Raw genomic sequence first — 18,906 nt, forward strand, 5'->3', positions numbered from 1 at the left:
TATTAGCTCAACTTAGACCTTATTCAAACACCACGTTTGGTATGTAAAAAGAGACCAGCCAGTTTGGTATGTCCACGATTTCGCTGATCCGCAAGTCACCACACACCGAGCAAAGCATGTAGGCTTCTTCCGGCGACATATGGTGCTGTGCACAAAGCAGGTCAATCATCTGACTCACTGCACTTCTTGCGCCTGCCATGAGGTCGGGTTCCACACCTGTCGTCACCTGATAGCCTTTGCTATCGAGATGACGGGTCACAGGGCCCGTTGTCGTGAAATAAGGCGTCTGTATTTTCAGATTGTCTACAACGTCCAGCTCAACCACCACATTCATCGGGCTTTCAATCGCTGTTCCGCAAACCTCTCCATCCCCTTGAGCGGCATGGGTATCACCGATGGAAAGCAAGGCACCTTCGACCTCAATAGGGATATACAGCGTTGTCCCTGCCGATAAGTCGCGAATGTCCATGTTTCCACCAATACGCCTTGGCGGAACCACCGAGTGATCGCCGCTGGCAGCAGGAGCAACTCCGATGGTCCCGGCGAAAGGCTTGAGTGGCACTTTTGCCATAGTGCTAAACGCAGCAGGAGCCAGAGTCGCAGAATCGTAAGACCAAAGATTCAATGCCGGGGTTTCAAACTGATCCGCTAGCAGACCAAACCCTGGGATATTGGCTGTCCAGCCAAATCCGCTGGGTTTGAATTCGTGGATGGTGAGTTTTAAAACATCACCAGGTTTTGCCCCTTCGACATAGATAGGACCAGTCACTGGGTTGATTTTGCCGAAATCCAGCCCGGCAATATCACCCACAGTGGATGCCCGTGTCAGTTGACCGCCGGAGCTGTCGAGGCACTCGAACTCCAGCGTTGTGCCTCGACCTACGCGAAAAGCAGGTTCGATGGCGTTATTCCATCCATGGTGGTGGTGCACACTGTGGATGGTTTTTATCAATGAGTTATTGCACATCTTTCACCCACACATTTTCGTAGTTAACCGGGATGTGTACAGGATCGACGAAGATACTGGTATCACCACCTAAGCGTTCTGAACGAATGGTAAAACGGCGTTCATTGAAAACAGGAACCCAGGGAGCATCTGCCATCAGATCCACATAAATGCTTTCCCACTCTTTCATACGGGCAGACTGCTGGCTTTCAGATACCATAGCATCTGCTTTGGCTGCGCGATCATCGAGGCTTTGATTGCAGTACCATGACCAGTTCCATCCTCCATCTACCGCACCACCACAGCCCAGAATAGGACCATAGAAGTTTGAAGGATCCGGGAAGTCAGCAATCCAAGCCATACCACCCGACCAGATCATTGGCGCCTGATCCGCCGCACCACCAGCCGCAATCACATTGGCTTGCGCCAGAGCTTTGATTTCCGTTTTCACACCAATTTTGGCGAGATCCTGCTGAATAGCCTGGGCAATTCTTGGTTGAGGATCGGTATTGGCGACATAAAGTTCAGTGGTGAACCCATCTCCTAACCCTGCATCAGCCAGTAGCTTTTTAGCACCATCTGGATCGTAGGCGTAGCCCTTATAACTCTGAGAGTAACCAGGCATAGCTGGCGGTAGAGGCTGGTTGGCTGGAGTAGCACGACCATTGATGATCTGGACAATACGACGTTTGTTGATCGCCATATTCACCGCCTGACGCACCTTGACATTGTCAAAGGGTTTCATCTTCACATTCATGGTGATGTAGCCAGTGTGTAGCTGGTCACCCGCGATGATCAGCGGTTTGTATTGCGGGCTGTTCTTCATTTGCAGGAACTTAGCCGGCGGAATGCCGTCACCAGCGATATCGACTTCGCCTTTCTCTAGCCTCAACAAGGCCACAACGGGTTCCTGCCCGACTTCAAAACGTATCTCATCCAGATAAGGCAATCCGGGTTTGTTGTAATCCGAATTTCGGACAAACGTCAGCTGTTGACCGAGCTTCCACTCGCCCAGCTTAAATGCACCCGTTCCGACCGGGTGTTTACCGAAATCTGCCCCCCATTTCTCAACCGATTCTTTCGGAACCACAAACGCAAAGTTGATCGCTAATACATGTAAGAAGGTGGCATCAGGGCGAGATAGTTGGAAACTCACCGTGTAGTCATCGACTGCTTTTATACTGGCTAACCCTTTGGACTGCCCACCGTTAAAGGCATCAAACCCTTCCAGCGAGCCAAAGAATCCTGCGCCCGGGCTTTGTGTGGCAGGGTTGACGGTTCGTTCTATGGAATATTTTATGTCGGCGGCTTTGACTTCTCTGCCGTTATGGAATTTGATTCCTTTCTTGAGCTTGAAGGTGTAGGTTTTGCCATCTTCGGAAATGGTGTAGCTTTCTGCCAGATCTGGCACCAGCTCGGTTGTGCCCGGTTTGTAATCCATCAAGCCATCAAACAGGCTTTTGATCATCGACCAGTTTTGCCAGTCGTAACCAATGGCGGGGTCTAGTGTTGAAACATCATCCTTGTACGTGACAATCATACTGCCACCCTGCTTGATGTCTGCCATTGCGAGAGGCGACGCCATCACGCAAGACAGCGCTGTCGCTACTGCTAACTTTTTCATCACACTTGTCCTTGTTACAGTTTTTTCAGGTCAATCCTTGGATCGACAAAAGGTGAGAGGAGATCAGCCAGCAAATTCCCCAACACGATGGCAACTGCAGAGACCAGTGTGACGCCCACAATAATGGGGATATCAACACGCTGAATCGCTTGCCAAGCTAGCTGCCCAATTCCGGGCCATCCAAATACAGACTCAACCACCACCATGCCCCCGATGAAGATGCCTATATCGATAGCGATCATTGAGATGATCGGCAAAATCGCATTAGGAATCATATGTCGGAAGATGATTCGGGTTTGGCTGAGCCCTTTGGCTTTTGCAGTCCGGATATAGTCCTGATGCAGTACTTCAATCATTGAAGAACGCATCATTCGCGCATACCAACCGCTTCCCAGTACACCGAGTGTGATGGCAGGCAGAACCAGATGTTTCCATTCGCCATACCCACCAATCGGGAACCAGGACCATTGCACTGCAAAGAGATAAAGAAACATCATTGCAGCCACAAAATGGGGCGAAGAAACGCCCACAAAAGAGAAGATCATTAAGCCTCTGTCCAGCGCGCTATTGCGCTTGAGCGCCGCCACTATGCCAAGGCTTAATCCGATAACCAGTTCCACACCAATCCCCGCAACCATGAGTTGCAAAGAGGCAGGCAAACGTGCCGCGATCAGCTCCGAAACCTCGGTTTTCTGTAGCCATGATCGCCCCATATCGCCTTGCAGCAGATTGGTTAAGTAGCGCCAGTACTGTTCGTAAAACGGCAGATTCAAACCCAACTGCTCACGTATGTTGGCAACGGTTTCTGCCGTGGCACTTCGACCCGCAATCTGACGCGCCGGATCCGCCGGTAACAGATACAGTAGAAGATAAGTAATGAATGTCACGCCAAGCAGAATCAGAGCGGCGTGAAACAATCGTTTGATCAGGTAGTAACTCATCCCGCTTCTCTCCCGTTTAACGTTGGGTCTAGCGCATCACGCAAAGCATCCCCGAGAATGTTGAAGCAAAGGGACAGCAGAATAATCACACTGCCGGGGATGAACACCAGCCAGGGAGCAACGCTAAAGTAGGTCTGGTTTTCAAAAATGATGTTTCCCCAACTTGGAATGGGCGGCTGCACCCCAATGCCCAGATAAGACAGCGTCGCTTCAAGAAGCACGGTTGTTGAAATGCCCAGTGTTCCCCATACCAGCATGGTGGGCACTAAATGAGGGAAGATGTGAGAAAGCAGAATTTTCCATTCTGGTACGCCAATCGCTTTCTCTGCGGCGATGAAATCTTTCTCGCTGATTGCCAGAGTTTCTGAATACACCACTCGGGCAATCTGTACCCAGTTCACCATGGCGATCACCATCGCCACTATCCACAAACTGGGGGTAAAAATGGCAGCCAGTGCAATTGCCAGCAGCAAGGCAGGAAATGCCATCATCAAATCGGTAAAACGCATCAGCGCGGTGCCAATCCAACCTTTGAAATAAGCGGCAATCACACCTACCGTGGTTCCTACCAGAATCGCCACCCCATTGGCTACTACACCAATGAGTAATGAAGTCTGAGAACCGTAAATGATGCGGGAAAGTAAGTCCCGACCAAGAAGATCCGTTCCTAGCCAAAAGACTTCGTTTGGAGGTAGAGGTGCCCCCTCTAAGGTTAACCCTTCAAAGAACTGCTCTGTCGGGTCGTAAGGGGCAAAGATGGACGCGCCTAAAGCCAGCGACACGATCACTACAATAATCATTACCGAAATGCATACAGATGGTCGCGAAAGCAGAGATTTCCACATTAGCCTTCTCCTCGCAGCCTTTCATAGGCGACATTGCCCTGAGTCAGCTCAATGCATACCTGCTCAACAGGTACATTTCGCTGCATAGAATAACTGCGAAGTAATTCGTATGCCTGTGACTCGGAGATCTGGTGCTTGTCCATTACCCCGATCACTGCCTGAATAACGACAGGTCTTAGCTTGTGCCGCATCTTCAAACTTTCTAGCTCTTGGCGCATTTTGGCTTGTTGCTGAGAAAGCTTCAGTGCCATATGAAAAGCCGCATACAGCCCCGTCTGATGAATGGGCTTACCCACAACCGACATCGCTCCCATGGCAATGGCGCGCTCAATTTCGGTCGGCGAGCCGTGGGCAATCAGCCCGACAATTGGCAGTGACTGCGGAATGGCTTTTTGAGTATGCATATCGCTGAAATAGTGCTGCACATCGATAAGCAGTAGATCTGTTTTCGTATTGTCGACAGAATCAGTGATGTAGCATTCAATGCCCATTCTTTCTGCCGCTTTTCGGATTTGCCCACAAGCTCGCTCGTCTCGGGAAACCACAGTGATTTTGTCGATGGAAAGGGAAGCATTGATCATTTGACTACCCTCAGCTTGACTGAACTATTCACTGTTTCAATATCCGTAAGACGCTCTATGTCAGTAAGAAACTGCTGTGCTATCAGATACGGATTCGGTTCGATAGGTGGGTAACATTTCACTGTTTTGAAGTCATCACCGTCACGCTCACCGATAAAGCATGGCAATATCGCGTGCTGGTTTTTGGCAATCATTAAAGTGTGCCCCATTGGTGTGTCTGTACACACTTTGCCTAACACGGCACGAATAGACGTGACATCGTCACTTCCTGCAATAGCGATGGCATTCGCCAGACTCAGAATAGAAAGATAAGCGCCGACAAAGTTACTTGAGACCGGTTCACCGCATGACATGGCCATTTTCACCTTTTCAGTGAATTGGGGGTTCACCGACTGGAAAAAAGTCAATGCCGTGAACAAACGCAGGTTAGGCAAGGCGCGAATGCTTGCTAACTCACATTCACTGAGGTTGCTGCTCAAGACTGGGAGGGATTCGGCGCTCCATGCATCATTCAATTGATGCAAAAACGCATAGCTGGATTCACCAACTAAATTATTGATTACGAAATCGGGTTTCTGCGATTTGATGTTCTCGATAGACAGCCTGAAATCGGTGGTATCAAACCGATAGTAGGTGTCCTCGATGATTTCTCCACCAATACTGTCGATGGCATCACGAGCAATGCGGTTACTCTCCCAACCCCAAATATAATTGGAGCCCAGCAGCGCCACTCGTTTTCCAAAACGAGGAACCGCATACCGAAGGATTTGCAGCAGATTCTGGTTTGGACATGCGCCGTGATACACCACATGCTCATCGCATTCGTAGCCTTCATATGGGCTGCCATACCAGAGCAATGCCTGATGCTCGTGCACATCCGGGATCACTTCTTTGCGAGCACTTGATGTTATGGTGCCTGCAATGTGCCGGATACCGCTTTTCAGCAGAGATTGCGCGCCGTTTATGTACTCATCCAGATTGCCCTTTGGGTTCACATGAACCCCTTCAAGCCGAAATGGATAGCGCTCATCTGCATTGACCTGCTCAATGGCATAAGACGCACCAAGAAGCGCATTGCTTGCAATCCTTCGATAGGTGCCGTCTGTTGAATACAGCAATCCGACGCGATACGTTTCCATACGTAATCCCAGTTCCACTATTTCGTAAATAAAAAGTTCGTAGTAAAAAAGTCCGTAAATAAAAAAGCCTAAATGAATTCGGGTCAGCGAATTCATTTAGGCTTCATTACCTTTGCTATGCATTTTTTGAGGCTGACCTGATCCTGATATCAGAGCTCAATGTGTGCACCTGATTTGGCTCGACAGGCAACAACACGGTACAGGTTACTGCGCCAATGCAGTCGGCTTCTAGCACCTTGTACACGTGTAATGATTACACCTTACTTAAAATGTGGTCAATAAAGAAAATCGATTTACTCTTTTATAAATCTTAGAATTGATACTTATATCTTGATATTTAAATGCGCTTGGTTGAGTAATAAATGTATGAACAAAGCATTATTAATCAAATAGTTAACTTAATCCTTAAATTAGGTAGATGAATAAATATGTTTTGAGCATTTATTTTTTCTCATTAGTGAAACAAATTGAATCTTGTACTTTAAAGGCAAGGTTTCGTGTAGAAGAGCCAGAGGAGTAAGAACACTATTGAACCCAACGAAACAAAATATCTGGGAGCCCCTCTTCATTGTCACAACTGCCTCCGCATGCAACAAACCCAAGAGACTCGTAAAAGCTAACTGCGCGTTGATTGACTTCAAAAGTCCTCAATTCGAGGCAACCTGATGACTGTTGTTTGGCTAGCTGAACCAAATAATGCCCTATGCCCTGGTTTCGATAGTCGGATCGAATATAGAGCTGATTGATTTCCTTTTCGTTAAACGCAATAAAGCCAATAGCGTGGTCTTCATGATTGGTGACAACACGGATTCGATAAGAAAGAGGAAGGATGTGGCTAAGAAAATGAAGATGAGACTCAAACGAATGGACAGGGTTGATATTGAGCACCTCTTGCATGGTGCTACGCCAAAAACAGGTGATGTCTTCGGCGTACTTTTCTTTAAACTCAACAACTTGATACTTCATAGGCGTTCATAAACCGAGTAAGACCAGTAATTTTCGCCATTTGACTCAACTTTTTTCCATCCTTTGGAGCTCAGTTCTTTGGCGATCAATCGATTCATTATGCCATGCCCAAGCAGAAAAACCGATCCGTGCTCAGTCGCATACTGATGCAGTTTTCCGGCTCCGGTTTGCGCCCTCGCTCTGGCAGTTTTGATTGACTCACCATTAGTAGCAAAGCCAAACAGCCATAAGACGCGTAATGCAACTGCCCATGTGAAGAAGGATAAAAAGGGCCACGACCAGTTAAAATAAGGCAATGGGGATTCGCGAAAAACGGCATCGGTCTCGTGAATCTCTTTCAAGCCTAACTTTTCTATCGAGCCAATGGCTCGGGGCAAGTCGCTACTTAGGGCAAACTGACAACTCTGGGAAATCGCCAGTGAGGAATGTGGAATGGTCTGAGATTTTTCAAGCGCTGACTGTTCGTATTGCTCGACGATTTCTCCCAGTTTTAAGGATGAAAACTTCTGCTTTTTCAATGCATCAAGGTCGAGCTCTGGTCGCCCGTGACGCATAATCACTATTCTCATAAATACTGCTCGTTAAAAAAATTCTGAGAAGACTAACTTTTTCAATCTAAACAGCATATTAAGTAAATTTTAGCGAATTTCGTACAATTCCAGAGGTAAGCCGTCAGGATCCTGAAAGAAGGTGAACCGACACCCGGTAAATTCGTCAACTCGCACGGGTTCCACTTCAATATTGTTTTCTTCAAGATGACGAATAACCGGGTCTAGATCATCAACAGAGAATGCGAGGTGGCGTAGCCCTCTGGCTTCAGGCTGTGTGGGTCTCAGGGGAGGATTTGGAAAGGAGAATAATTCAATCTGGTTTCCGTTGGGCAAGCGTAAATCCAGCTTATACGATTGCCTTTCTTCACGATAATTTTCTGCAACCACTTCCAACCCTAATACGTCGCAATAAAACGCTTTAGACACCGCGTAGTCGGAACAGATAATAGCGCAGTGATGAATGGCATTTAGCATGACGAAACTCCTTCTTCGTTTTTATTGTTCAGACAGTCGTCCCAATACGGAGGCGTTCCGTAACTTTCGACAAGAAAATCGATAAACACCCGTACTTTCGGTGCTAACTGGCGTGAACTTGGGTACACCGCCCAAATCGCGGTGTCCGACTTAAGCGGATAATCGGCAAGGATCTGCACTAAATCGCCACGCTTTAAGTGTTTGTACACGCTCCAGGTAGAATTGATAGTTACTCCTAGTCCTTCTGCGCAGGCATCCCGCACGGCTTCTCCATTGTCAGCCGTGAAATTGCTGTAGGTTTTGACTGCCAGCGTTTTATCGCCCGACTCAAACTGCCAGGTGTCGAGCCCCATCAAGTGGATGCACTGGTGCGTTTTTAATTCATCGGGTGTCTTAGGTTCACCATATTCTTTGAGATAATCAGGTGACGCACACAAGATACGGTTATCTGGTGCAAGCTTTCGGGCAATCAAGCTGGAGTTTTTGAGCTCTGCATTTCTGATCGCAACGTCAAACCCACCTTCCACTAAGTCGACAATCGCATCTGAAAACCTTACATCCAGTTGGATGTCGGGATAGCGAGACAGAAACTCTTTAAGTACCGGCATGAGGTGCATACGGCCAAACGAAGCAGGCGCTGTGACTCTAAGCGTTCCCGCGGGATGTGTTTGCCCTGCCCCAACAGAAGCTTTCGCCGCTTCAATACTCGCCAGTACTTCTTCTGCGTATGGCTGGAAAATTTTGCCTTCTTCGGTGAGAGAAACTTTCCTCGTTGTTCGGTGCACCAGCCTGACACCTAACCCTTCTTCCAGCTTACTGATGTAAGAGCTGGCCACAGCAGGAGAAAGATTGAGTTCTTTACCTGCTACGCTGATGTTGTGAGTCACCGCTACTCGCAAAAACAGTTTGAGATGTTCAATATTCATAATGCTTTATTTTCAATATTATTTTGAAAGTGAATATATTAAATACACTATTATCAAGTTACGACATACTAATTACAATTTCATGCAGAAATTCTCACAACGGACAGATCGCAATGAAAAAAACAATCTTACTAACAGGCGCTACCGATGGAATTGGTTTAGAAACGGCAAAGATGCTCTATTCGGACGGGCACCACGTGCTATTGCATGGTCGAAACCCATCTAAACTGGCAGATGCCGAATCCCTGCTGTCCAGCCTTGGTGGTGAAGGTTCATTCGAGCGATACGTTGCGGATTTGTCGACGATCAGTGGAGTGAAAGGCTTAATAGCAGACATTAGAAACAAACACAGCCACCTTGATGTCGTGATAAACAACGCTGGCGTTTACACCACGCCCCATACCGATACTGAAGACGGTCTGGACATTCGTTTTGCGGTGAACACGTACGCGCCTTACCTGATCACGAAAGAACTATTGCCTTTACTTGACGGAAACAGCAGAGTCGTCAACTTGTCTTCGGCTGCCCAGTCTCCTGTTAGCCTTGGTGCATTGAGCGGTCAGTCTAAGCTTTCTGACAACGCAGCCTATGCGCAAAGTAAGCTGGCACTCACTGCCTGGAACCACCATCTGGCAAACACTTTACCGAAGCCTGCTCCTGTTCTTATTGCCGTCAACCCGGGCTCGCTCTTGGGCAGCAAAATGGTTAAAGACGCCTATGGCATTCCCGGTGGAGACATCCGAATCGGCGCGGAAATTCTGACCCGAGCTTCACTTAATGAAGAATTCGCGCACGCTAACGGACAGTATTTTGATAACGACTCAGGAAAACTGGCACCACCACACCCAGACGCAACCAATGCAGCGAAAGTTGAAGCCATTGTCAGCACAATGGAAGACGTTTTGAAAAAGCTGAGATAATCAGTAGTAGAAATGAACAAAGGGCAGTAAGAACTGCCCTTTTGTGTTTTCGCTTGTTAGGTTATACCGACAATACGCGGGAGACTGCATCCTGAATTTGCCCGGCAGATGCATTTCGGTCCAGGCTGAAAGCGACGTATTGGTCGCCGCGTAAACTCATTGCGCGATCCACTTCAGCCAGACAATGAACCATATTTCCATCAAGAATAAATGAAAGCTCGATTTCTTTGCTGGTGACGAATCCGTTGTTGCGGAATTCGATTTCCTGATAACAGCCTGACTTTGACTGGAAGGTGTTTGCCCGTAGATGCCCTTTTTCAACATCCGCTTTTACCATGGTAAAGCCTGCTGATTCGATTGCTGAAATCACGCTCGATACCACTGGCAGAGGCTTCACTTCAACAAAATCGCGATCTTTTGGATCAATAGCAAAATCGATATCCAGAGTTGTTTCTACCCAGACATGACATTGATTATGTAAGGCGTTCAGCGCAGTAACGGGCGTTTCTTCGTGAAGCTTCAGTTCAAAATTAACCTGCTTTTCCTGCCCCGGACCAATAACAAACGGGTCTACCGCTTGTAGGTGCCCTAGCACAAACGACGGGTAGCTTGTGCCACTGTCAGACTCTACTTTCACCTGAGTGCAAAGCTTCAGTTTAATAGCATCGATTTGTTGCTCAACGTCTCCACCCTGAATATGAACGGTGCCTTTTAAGGTATCACCCTGCGTTACGCTCATGTTTTGCAACACAGTGTCGACCTTTGCCGCTCCAATACCCAATGACGCTTTCAACTTTCCTAACATATCGAATCCTTATAATTTGCTTACGACCATTAACTGTGGGCTGTAGCACGTAGATTCAAGTGTTGGTATTGATACATCTGCCAGAAACTTTGATTCAACCTAAGAAATTACTTCTTCTTTCTGAAGCTTTTCCAGTTTTCTTTCCCATCGGGCTAATTTGCAACTCGCAACCTGATTAAGGATCGTTTCCATCTCTTCAATGTTACTGATTCCTTGTTTATTCAGTTCCAGAAACGCGATATCCAGTGCGCATAACGCAACATCGATGGCTTCGCCAACAACACCATCATCCCCACCTTTTTCGGCGGGTAACTTACCCTGAGCGATTTGGATCTCAACCGCCAGTTCCCCAACCTCTTCCGTGAGTTTGAAAAAATTGAAATCAAAAGTTCTGGTGTATCCTTTCACACCAGCAATTGATGCTTGAATCAATTTTGTTGTTAACATAGTCACCTCAATAAGAAAGGGCGCGAATGCGCCCTTGAAATGTTCTTCGGTTTTAAAAAACCTTTAGAAGCTGTAGCCGATACCAGCACCAACTACTACGTCTTTCTGATCCCACTTGCCTTTTGCATAAGACAGAGAACCCTTTAGAGAGATACCATTCTCGAAGCCAGTGCTCGCACCGATTGCAATCGCGTTAGAACCGTTGAAGTGACCAACACCCGCACCAAAAGTTGTTTTACCAGATACAGTTGGGATGTTTGCCATTGCCGCTACGCCAGCAATACCGTTAGACATTTTGCCTTCGTTTTGGTTGATGCGCATTTCTTGACGGTGTTGACGCTCAGCCATATCGTTGAAGCGTGTTTCCAGGCTATCCACGCGACCTTCGATAGCAGACGCAGCATTAATTATTTCTTTTCCTGCAAATTCGCCCGCTTCTTCAAGCTCTTTGATGCGATTGCTCATATCAGCAATATGCGCATTGTCCGTCATTTCTTTATTTTCTTCGACTTCAACATTGATGTGAGCAGACTCCCCACCAATTGAAACAATCTCACCTTTATCATTCACTTCGACCAATTTGGGGCCAGAAGCGGTGTGAATAGTATAGTTTCCATCATGTGGGTTTTTCGCAATAGAAATCGCATCTTTACCAAACTCATCTTGGCTATCGGTAATGATAACTTCTTCACCTTTGTTAATTGTTCTTACATTAAGCACACCATTACGAACATTAGATTCGATATAGCTACGTACTTCGTCTACCGTAGAATATTCAAACTCCGCAGTTGCAGCAGAAGCACCAGCAGAAAAAACAGAAACTAGAGAAAGAGCGATAAGAGATTTTTTCATCTTAAAACCTTTGATTGGTTAAGACGTCCATGTTTCACATAGAGAGCCTTATCCATTCAGACTCTCAACTCAAAAGATTTGTCATTGAAACTAATGCTCCACACTCGAAACAGAAAGCAATACAAAAGCCTCGATGTGTCTCATTCGTGACAACGAGGCGTATAGTACACAGACTGACTTTAGATTTAAAGGTTTAATATTAAAATATTTAATATTAAACCTTTAAATCTAAAGTAACCTATTGAATTTCAAAAATAATAATTTTAAAAAATTCTTTGAAATGTTCGATACTTTATAAATAAGAGAGATAGAAAGCTTTAAGACATAGGCACTAAAAATAGGATTAAAGTCTTTACACTGAACAATAGTAAAATAGAGGTTAGGAGAAGATAGAAGACAAAAATAAAGCTTTAAGAGACAGATGAAACCAAATAGACCGACATAAAACAAATAGTAACTTTAGACAAGCTATCCGATATAAGTTGTTACCCTATATACTCAAGTAACCTCAAGATGCTAGGTTCAGCGAGAATTAAATGGCTTTCAGACAAGACACCGATTTGAAGATCTAGTGGTTCTAAATCAAGAATCGGTAACGCAGTATGAAAGTCAGTTAAACTCGCCCTTGGGAGCCCATATTCTGTCCCACGTCTTCGTCAAAAAACTTGGAAAGGACAAGTCATTCCGCTGCGTTTCTTTCCTTGAATTGGAACAGAATATGAGGCTCTGAATCCTGCACATTGAGGTCACTTGAGTATATGTTCAATGTACCAAGTGCCATGACATGGTCCATTCTGCAGGTTCCATTCTCCCTGGATTTTATTGCCCTCTGCAATACCTGAGAATCGGTAGTCCCATTGTGGGTGGCTTGCATAGAATTTGATCTGGTTGGATTCAGAGATCCATCCTTTAAGTGAAGTGCCATTGTAGGTTAAAACCAGATGGACGAAGCCATCAACCACATGTCCTTCAATGGTTGTTCGCTCACACATATTGCTGTTGGATTCGTCGAGTCGACGACCGACCCATTTTCCATCGAAAGCGTTGGAAACAGCGAAGTCGGGTTCACTTGGTAATTTGGGAAACGAATCGGGGTTGCTGGATGCAAACCAGCCTAACTGGCTTCCTGCAATTAAAAATACCACAAAGCCGCCACCAAGTAACTTCATCCCAATTTTTTTCATCTGACATCCAGCTCGCTGTAATAATAACCCCATGAAAGATAAACTTTTTATTAGGACAACAACACTTATTGGATGGGGAATGCGACTTGCTTCTCAGTAGAAAATTGCTAGCCAGACAGTGGTCTCGTTTGGCGAGGTTTCTGCAACTTTGTGCTTCTGGTGTGCAGGAATATTTAAGTAGTCTCCTTTCTGCAATGTGACACTTTCACCGTCTTCAAATTCGATAACGCCATATCCAGATAAAACCAGTATCCATTCACTTTCTTCCTGGTCATACCAACCCGACTCAGGTGATGATTGCCCTTTAGAGAGAATACGTTCAATTCTTATGTTTTCTGTTTTCACCAGATCTTCAAAGATTTCTTCGGGGAGTTGGGATGGAATGTTGTCAAAGAGATTAGCCATACTGAGGAACCTTCATTACTTTTTCTCCAGTTTATCCGGAGTTTCATGCGGTTACCTCGACCAGTACCTAAGAATTCGCTTATCACTCAACCAGCCCTAACGGCTGGCTGATTATATTTTTCTATGCAGACTGCGACTTTATTTCGCCTTCTTTTGAACCAAACCATTTACTGATGGGTGCAGAAAAAACAAACCTTAGTTTTATCATTTCGGTGATTTTCAGAGCGATAAGAGGAGCCACAATGGCAACCAAACACCCAACAATTAGGTGGACTGAAAAAGACTGAATACCTAACACTTTGGTCAGAACCACTCGGACCCCACTCCCCGCCAGAATGTGCATAAGGTAAATGCCCATGGATGCTGACCCGATATAGCTTAGCCAGCGCAAAGAGCGCTTTTCTAAGACCATAGATAAAGACACCACAAACACAATTGAACTTATAGCTAGAATCAACGAAAGCAGCCCGCGTTGGCTGTAGTTCATACCCAATATTCCGTGGTATCCAGCTTGCAATGCCACGAAAGTGACAAAGGAGATCAACAGGAACTGGGGCTTCGCAAAAACACTCTCTCTGGAGTACACACTGAAAGCAATACCGAAGAAGAAATACACTAAGTTCTGGTATAGATAGTTCAGTAACTGAACGTCAGGTAAAAAGGTATTGAAGACGTAGATCAGAGCAGTACCAACAAACAGAATCGCCGTCAAAGGTCGGGCAGCAAACGAATAAATGAAAGTACTGACCACAAAAACCAGAAACAGCGCATACAGGAACCAGAATTGTGCGCGGGGCTCCCAAAGAAGCGCAAATACTTCGCTAAAAGTAACGTTGCCATTGGTATAGTTAGACAGTACTGCTTCTATTCCCCCCTGAAGGATCGACCACAAAATATAGGGATAGAAAATCGTATCTATTTTGCTGAAAATCAACCTCTTCGAGCCCCTTTTCTCAAAAGACTGATAGAAAAACAGCCCCGACAAAAAGAAAAACAGAGGCATGTGAAAGCTGTAAATCACGCTATCAATCAATGAAAAGTGCGTCGGTGACATTTCAATCCCGGCGTTTTGCAGTCCGCGAGCAACATGCCCGTAAACCACTAAGATGATCCCTATCCCCTTGGCGTAATCCACCCAATTCGTTCTATTTTCCACGACGATTCCTTAGTTGCTGTTATGCAGTTCTTCGGTTCGAAGATGAGCAAGCAAATTCCGTCTAATCGAACATGAATTGAAGAACTGATTGATGCAGCGACCATACTCAATAAAGAGTGCAAGGAAGTGACTTGATTGTGAGACTTGAGAAAAATAGTTGAGCTAAATTTTTAATTTTAGGAGAAAAGAGAGCATTTCAAACCATTACAATTCAAAACATTAGCAACGATTAGCATTAAGCCAAAACTTTAATTAAAAGCTCAAGAATGGCTAGCGTGAAGAATGAAATGCTGCTTTATACACAAGCAGCATGGACGGAAAAATCAGATGGGGTGACGCCTTCAAATCCAGCGTCGAACTGACTTGCTGTAGTCTTCGTACTCCTCACCAAACTTACTACGCATCATGTTTTCTTCAAACGCGATATACCAACGGTCGGCAATTAGTATAAAAACCCCTACGATTGCAAATGAGGAAATGGCAGCTCCAAATAAAATTGCAAATCCGACGAGGGCAACCGTAAACCCCAGATACATTGGGTTTCGCGTGTATTTAAATGCCCCGGTAGTCACCAGTTTGTCGGGTTCGCCAAAGGTCATGATGTTGGTTTGTTCTTTGCGAAATAAAGCACTGCTTTTGGCAGCCAAACCAATACCCGCGAGCACCAATGCTCCACCGAAGAAAATGGCGGGTTGCCCGATTAGATGCGGAGATCCTAAAGACCAACATACCAACGCCATGATGATAATAGAAATGAGGAACAGATAGGGGGGAAGTAACTTTTTCATTGGCATTTCCTTAGAATTCATTGACCACACAATGACGCCCAGTCTAACGTTCAAGGATTTGCCTACCTTAACCTATGTTAAGCCCATATCTCGGCGAATCCGGGAAAGGGTCACATCGGTAATGCCTAAATACATTGCAACATGGCGCAACGGGATTTGAGTGCTCTCGTCACCAAATTCCACCAAAAAATTCTGGTAGCGAGTTTTTGCATCCAGCATCAACAGCTCAGCTTCGCGCCGCTCTTTCTTCAAAACCAGTTTTTCGTAAATTCTTCGGATGAAAGTTGCCCAGAAAAGGTCATACTCTGAGAGTTCGACCAGTTTGGAGTATGGAACGGAAGCGGTTATGCAGGGAGTAATGGTTTCAGCATAAAGCGGGCTCGGGCTGCCCTCTACGATGGAACTGATACTGGTGAAAGCCCCTCCAGCCCGCACTAAAGATTTGTTGCGCTCAACTCCCTCTGCATCGAGATAGAAGTAGCGACCAATACCGGAAAGCAGAAAATGAACATCGGATACGGTTTCTCCTTCTGAAAAAATCCGCTCTTTGTCTTTTCGATCTAAAACAGAAAAGTATTCCATTGATTCTTCTGGCAGTGGATGCTCTGGAACCACAGCACTAAGAAACCTATTTAACCTTTCTGAATTCTGCTTCACTTTCATCAATTCCTATTTAAAACCGTTTTGTATCATATTATCCGATACCCAAACGTCTCCAAGTTCACACCAGCCAAAACCATTGACGATTGTATTCTCGACTTTGCGTGAGATCTCTAAATGAAATGGCTCATCTTTTAGCAAGGTGAGCACTTCTTCTTTTTGCGCTCTCTGGAACAAATTTGTCAGGTACTTTTCTGCTTCTTTCAGATCTGGCGTGTTTCGGATTTTGCATAACTCCACATCGAATTCACCCTGTTTAAACGGAAACAAAGTAAGGAACGAAAGCCAGGATATGAATGAATCATCTTCCTCTATCACGCTACAGAAAACGGTGGTGAATTCCTTGTCGTATTGAGCATAAGGCACCTCTTCTCCCTCTGATTTAGGATGACGGCTTTGAAAGATAGCTTTGCACTCGGAGTTATCTTCAAAACTGATTCGTTCATTTGAATCATCTAGGGAATTGGAATTACGAATTTCAATAAAAGTGGAGAGCTTTTTACTGGTTATTCTTTGCGTTTTTTCAGGCAACTTTACGCACAATTGGTTAACTGCACAGACTTTACTTTCCGCCCATTCAGGGTAAACCCAAAGTTCTACACGTTCGACGAAAGGAACTTTGTAGGTATAGCCGGTATGACGAACCAGTCGAAGCATTTTGGGAGAAAATACAGCAACTGAAAAAGCACCCGATCCCACTAAACCACCTTTGACAATCGATTTGTAAATCGACGTTTCTGCTCGTGAAAACAAACGCGGTAAATGCCAGTCTGTGCCATTAAGCTGTATTTCAATAACTTCAGGAGACAGGGCTTTAATGGTATTGATATGTTGGTAGAGCCGAGACCAGTAACGGCTGCCAATCAAAGCACTGAGGCAACGTACCACGTCATTGGCAGTCAGTGATGTTCCATCGTGAAACTTGGCACCACTGTGAATTTGAAATCGCCAGCAAGTCCCGTCGGCATTGCTTTGCCAGTGATAGGCAAGATCCCCTTTTATCTCTCCTTGAGTAATTCTGGTCAGGCGCTGGCAAACCTGAGTCACCAAGAATCGCTCAGTCCGCCGTAGTGACTTTAAGGGATGTAGGTTTTCCAGCTCTCGGTGAAATGGAATGTACAGAGTTCGTTGTACGCCAGGATCGCTTCGCGATAGAAATGCTTCCAGCTCTTTGCCTGAATCACGTCCACCAAACCCAAGCAAGTTCAGAAGTTGATCCACACTGCCGCTTTCCGCCATTGGTTGGGCTAATTGGTAACACGCGTCTATCGGTTCTTTCAAACAGGATAGGGTCGCCTTTTTATTTCGACCAGATTGCGCTTCCCATTTCAGCCACCCCAGCGCCACCAGCTTTTTTATAAGTGTCTGGACATAACGTTCGCTAACATGAAGTAGCACCGCAAGTTCACTGAGCTGACAAGCAGAATCTCCCGGACCGTACGCACGAAAGATCCCTTCATATATTTCCAGTTTTCTTCTTTGGTTTTCCATTGTTTTTTAAGTTAGGTGCCCGTATCCAGACGTTTTGAGTCCCTCTTCCATCAACCTCAATACCCGTTCTGTAATCGCAGGTTTTAAAATGTCGGAATCCAGCTTGCCCTGCAATACCAGTTCAGAGAAATGATCGATTTCGTATTCAAACCCATTGCCATTCTCCGGAGTAGTAAGAGACAGAGTTTCAGTACCATGGGTAATGTCAATGTTTAGTGGGTTCCACCATTTATCCTGAATGGTAATGGTGACGCCTTTTCCTATCAGAATGGCTTGTCTGGGAAGGTTCTGCACAATGGATGCGGCTATCTCCCCTTTCACGCCTTGATGGAATTCAAAACGAGCATCTTCATCGACTTGGGATTCGGGGTGATGGGTTTTCAAAGTCACTTCAGGTGAGTGCACTTTCTCTCCTAGCGTGTCACACAAATCGCAATACAGCCAGAGCGCATACACGCCAACATCCAGAGTCGCGCCGCCTGACAAATCTGGATTAAAAATAAACAGGTCCAAATCAAAGTCGTGATAATTGCCAAAACCCGCTTCAATTGAAGTCAACGAAAATTGGTTGGTAACCAAATAAGATTTCAATTCTCGATATGCTGGAAACGCTACTGTCTTCATCGCTTCAAGCAGCAGAACCCCATTTTCTTTCGCCAATGCACGCATTTTCAGCCAGTCGGCGACATTGGTAAATGCAGGTTTTTCTACCAACACATGCTTTTTGTGCTTTAGAAAAACTTCCACAACAGGCTTGTGATACGGGTGAACGGTAGCCACATACACCGCATCCAATCCGGGATCACGAGCCATATCTTCATAGCTTCCAAAACACCGCTGACAACCGTAGTTCTTTCCAAATTCACTTGCCCGAGTTGGGCTTCTTGCTGCCACAGCGTAGAGTTCACCCTGCTTGCTATATTCCGTCAGCGCCTTTGCGAATCGTTGAGCGATATTGCCCAACCCAGCAATTCCCCAGCGAACCTTCTGAATCTTTTCCTGCATATTCTTCTCCATGCTTAAGCTCAAGACAGTTAAGAAAGTGTATCGCTGAACGTTGAACTTAAATATGGAACAATTCTGCGGAACTGTTCCAGTTTTATCAAACCAAAGGGCAATACTTACGTGCTACTTGATTAGCTCAAATACTTTTATCCTCATGCTTGAGCACGAAAAAACACTGAAAACCTGAATAGTGCATAGCA

21 protein-coding genes are annotated in these 18,906 nt (G+C 45.6%); 1 reads left to right on the forward strand and 20 read right to left on the reverse strand.

Features of this window, described 5'->3' with window-relative positions; genetic code table 11:
• Positions 1 to 19 precede the first annotated feature (19 nt).
• The 10 genes from QMG91_RS25955 to QMG91_RS26000 all read right to left on the reverse strand — a co-directional run bounded on the left by QMG91_RS25955 (position 20) and on the right by QMG91_RS26000 (position 8,993).
• Positions 20 to 967, reverse strand: a complete 948-nt coding sequence (locus QMG91_RS25955) for an acetamidase/formamidase family protein (protein WP_281830904.1) — start codon at positions 965 to 967, stop codon at positions 20 to 22.
• Positions 957 to 2,570 (reverse strand): ABC transporter substrate-binding protein, encoded by a 1,614-nt coding sequence (locus tag QMG91_RS25960; protein ID WP_281830906.1) that lies wholly within the window; start codon positions 2,568 to 2,570, stop codon positions 957 to 959. Before QMG91_RS25960 ends, QMG91_RS25955 begins: the two co-directional genes overlap by 11 nt.
• Positions 2,571 to 2,584: 14 nt before the next feature.
• Positions 2,585 to 3,511 carry an ABC transporter permease gene (locus QMG91_RS25965; RefSeq protein WP_004405921.1) on the reverse strand — a complete coding sequence of 309 codons (927 nt, stop codon included), beginning with the start codon at positions 3,509 to 3,511 and terminating at the stop codon, positions 2,585 to 2,587.
• The gene (locus QMG91_RS25970) at positions 3,508 to 4,356 is read right to left on the reverse strand and encodes an ABC transporter permease (RefSeq protein ID WP_281830908.1); all 849 of its coding nucleotides are present in this window, start codon (positions 4,354 to 4,356) and stop codon (positions 3,508 to 3,510) included. Before QMG91_RS25970 ends, QMG91_RS25965 begins: the two co-directional genes overlap by 4 nt.
• Positions 4,356 to 4,937, reverse strand: a complete 582-nt coding sequence (locus QMG91_RS25975) for an ANTAR domain-containing response regulator (RefSeq protein ID WP_281830910.1) — start codon at positions 4,935 to 4,937, stop codon at positions 4,356 to 4,358. Before QMG91_RS25975 ends, QMG91_RS25970 begins: the two co-directional genes overlap by 1 nt.
• Positions 4,934 to 6,076 (reverse strand): transporter substrate-binding domain-containing protein, encoded by a 1,143-nt coding sequence (locus QMG91_RS25980; RefSeq protein WP_281830912.1) that lies wholly within the window; start codon positions 6,074 to 6,076, stop codon positions 4,934 to 4,936. Before QMG91_RS25980 ends, QMG91_RS25975 begins: the two co-directional genes overlap by 4 nt.
• 525 nt (positions 6,077 to 6,601) lie before the next feature.
• Positions 6,602 to 7,042 carry a GNAT family N-acetyltransferase gene (locus QMG91_RS25985; protein ID WP_281830913.1) on the reverse strand — a complete coding sequence of 147 codons (441 nt, stop codon included), beginning with the start codon at positions 7,040 to 7,042 and terminating at the stop codon, positions 6,602 to 6,604.
• Positions 7,039 to 7,611, reverse strand: coding sequence for a hypothetical protein (locus QMG91_RS25990; protein ID WP_022561827.1), 573 nt, complete (start codon positions 7,609 to 7,611; stop codon positions 7,039 to 7,041). The genes QMG91_RS25985 and QMG91_RS25990 overlap by 4 nt, the downstream gene beginning before the upstream one ends.
• A 69-nt stretch (positions 7,612 to 7,680) precedes the next feature.
• The gene (gene gloA2, locus QMG91_RS25995) at positions 7,681 to 8,067 is read right to left on the reverse strand and encodes an SMU1112c/YaeR family gloxylase I-like metalloprotein (RefSeq protein ID WP_004405913.1); all 387 of its coding nucleotides are present in this window, start codon (positions 8,065 to 8,067) and stop codon (positions 7,681 to 7,683) included.
• Positions 8,061 to 8,993 (reverse strand): LysR family transcriptional regulator, encoded by a 933-nt coding sequence (locus QMG91_RS26000; protein WP_022561828.1) that lies wholly within the window; start codon positions 8,991 to 8,993, stop codon positions 8,061 to 8,063. The genes gloA2 and QMG91_RS26000 overlap by 7 nt, the downstream gene beginning before the upstream one ends.
• Positions 8,994 to 9,106: 113 nt before the next feature.
• On the opposite strand from QMG91_RS26000, the gene QMG91_RS26005 reads away from it, so the two are divergent.
• Entirely contained in the window at positions 9,107 to 9,913 is an 807-nt protein-coding gene (locus QMG91_RS26005; protein WP_281830915.1) for an SDR family NAD(P)-dependent oxidoreductase, read from the forward strand.
• 61 nt (positions 9,914 to 9,974) lie between these two features.
• On the opposite strand, the gene QMG91_RS26010 is transcribed toward QMG91_RS26005, so the two are convergent.
• The 10 genes from QMG91_RS26010 to QMG91_RS26055 form a co-directional block, all read right to left on the reverse strand.
• A complete protein-coding gene (locus tag QMG91_RS26010) occupies positions 9,975 to 10,718 on the reverse strand; it encodes a sporulation protein (protein ID WP_281830917.1) in 744 nt (247 codons plus the stop codon).
• Positions 10,719 to 10,817: 99 nt separating this feature from the next.
• The gene (locus tag QMG91_RS26015) at positions 10,818 to 11,165 is read right to left on the reverse strand and encodes a hypothetical protein (protein ID WP_281830918.1); all 348 of its coding nucleotides are present in this window, start codon (positions 11,163 to 11,165) and stop codon (positions 10,818 to 10,820) included.
• Positions 11,166 to 11,228: 63 nt separating this feature from the next.
• Positions 11,229 to 12,017, reverse strand: a complete 789-nt coding sequence (locus QMG91_RS26020) for a YadA C-terminal domain-containing protein (protein WP_281830919.1) — start codon at positions 12,015 to 12,017, stop codon at positions 11,229 to 11,231.
• A 746-nt stretch (positions 12,018 to 12,763) separates the two neighbouring features.
• Positions 12,764 to 13,201: a hypothetical protein gene (locus QMG91_RS26025; protein WP_281830921.1), complete on the reverse strand. Its 438-nt coding sequence runs from the start codon at positions 13,199 to 13,201 to the stop codon at positions 12,764 to 12,766.
• A 93-nt stretch (positions 13,202 to 13,294) separates the two neighbouring features.
• Positions 13,295 to 13,606 carry a cupin domain-containing protein gene (locus QMG91_RS26030; RefSeq protein WP_223097938.1) on the reverse strand — a complete coding sequence of 104 codons (312 nt, stop codon included), beginning with the start codon at positions 13,604 to 13,606 and terminating at the stop codon, positions 13,295 to 13,297.
• Positions 13,607 to 13,727: 121 nt separating this feature from the next.
• Positions 13,728 to 14,762 carry an acyltransferase family protein gene (locus QMG91_RS26035; RefSeq protein WP_281830924.1) on the reverse strand — a complete coding sequence of 345 codons (1,035 nt, stop codon included), beginning with the start codon at positions 14,760 to 14,762 and terminating at the stop codon, positions 13,728 to 13,730.
• Positions 14,763 to 15,103: 341 nt separating this feature from the next.
• Complete coding sequence (locus QMG91_RS26040) at positions 15,104 to 15,550, reverse strand: methyltransferase family protein (RefSeq protein ID WP_281830925.1); 447 nt, start codon at positions 15,548 to 15,550, stop codon at positions 15,104 to 15,106.
• A gap of 72 nt (positions 15,551 to 15,622) precedes the next feature.
• The gene (locus QMG91_RS26045; protein WP_022561838.1) at positions 15,623 to 16,213 is read right to left on the reverse strand and encodes a Crp/Fnr family transcriptional regulator; all 591 of its coding nucleotides are present in this window, start codon (positions 16,211 to 16,213) and stop codon (positions 15,623 to 15,625) included.
• 6 nt (positions 16,214 to 16,219) lie between these two features.
• Positions 16,220 to 17,701 carry an SgrR family transcriptional regulator gene (locus QMG91_RS26050; protein ID WP_281830927.1) on the reverse strand — a complete coding sequence of 494 codons (1,482 nt, stop codon included), beginning with the start codon at positions 17,699 to 17,701 and terminating at the stop codon, positions 16,220 to 16,222.
• A 6-nt stretch (positions 17,702 to 17,707) separates the two neighbouring features.
• On the reverse strand, positions 17,708 to 18,706 hold the full coding sequence (locus QMG91_RS26055) for a Gfo/Idh/MocA family protein (RefSeq protein WP_281830929.1): 999 nt from the start codon (positions 18,704 to 18,706) through the stop codon (positions 17,708 to 17,710).
• Positions 18,707 to 18,906: the final 200 nt, after the last annotated feature.

This window comes from Vibrio nigripulchritudo, from assembly GCF_027924785.1.
GTDB lineage: Bacteria > Pseudomonadota > Gammaproteobacteria > Enterobacterales > Vibrionaceae > Vibrio > Vibrio nigripulchritudo.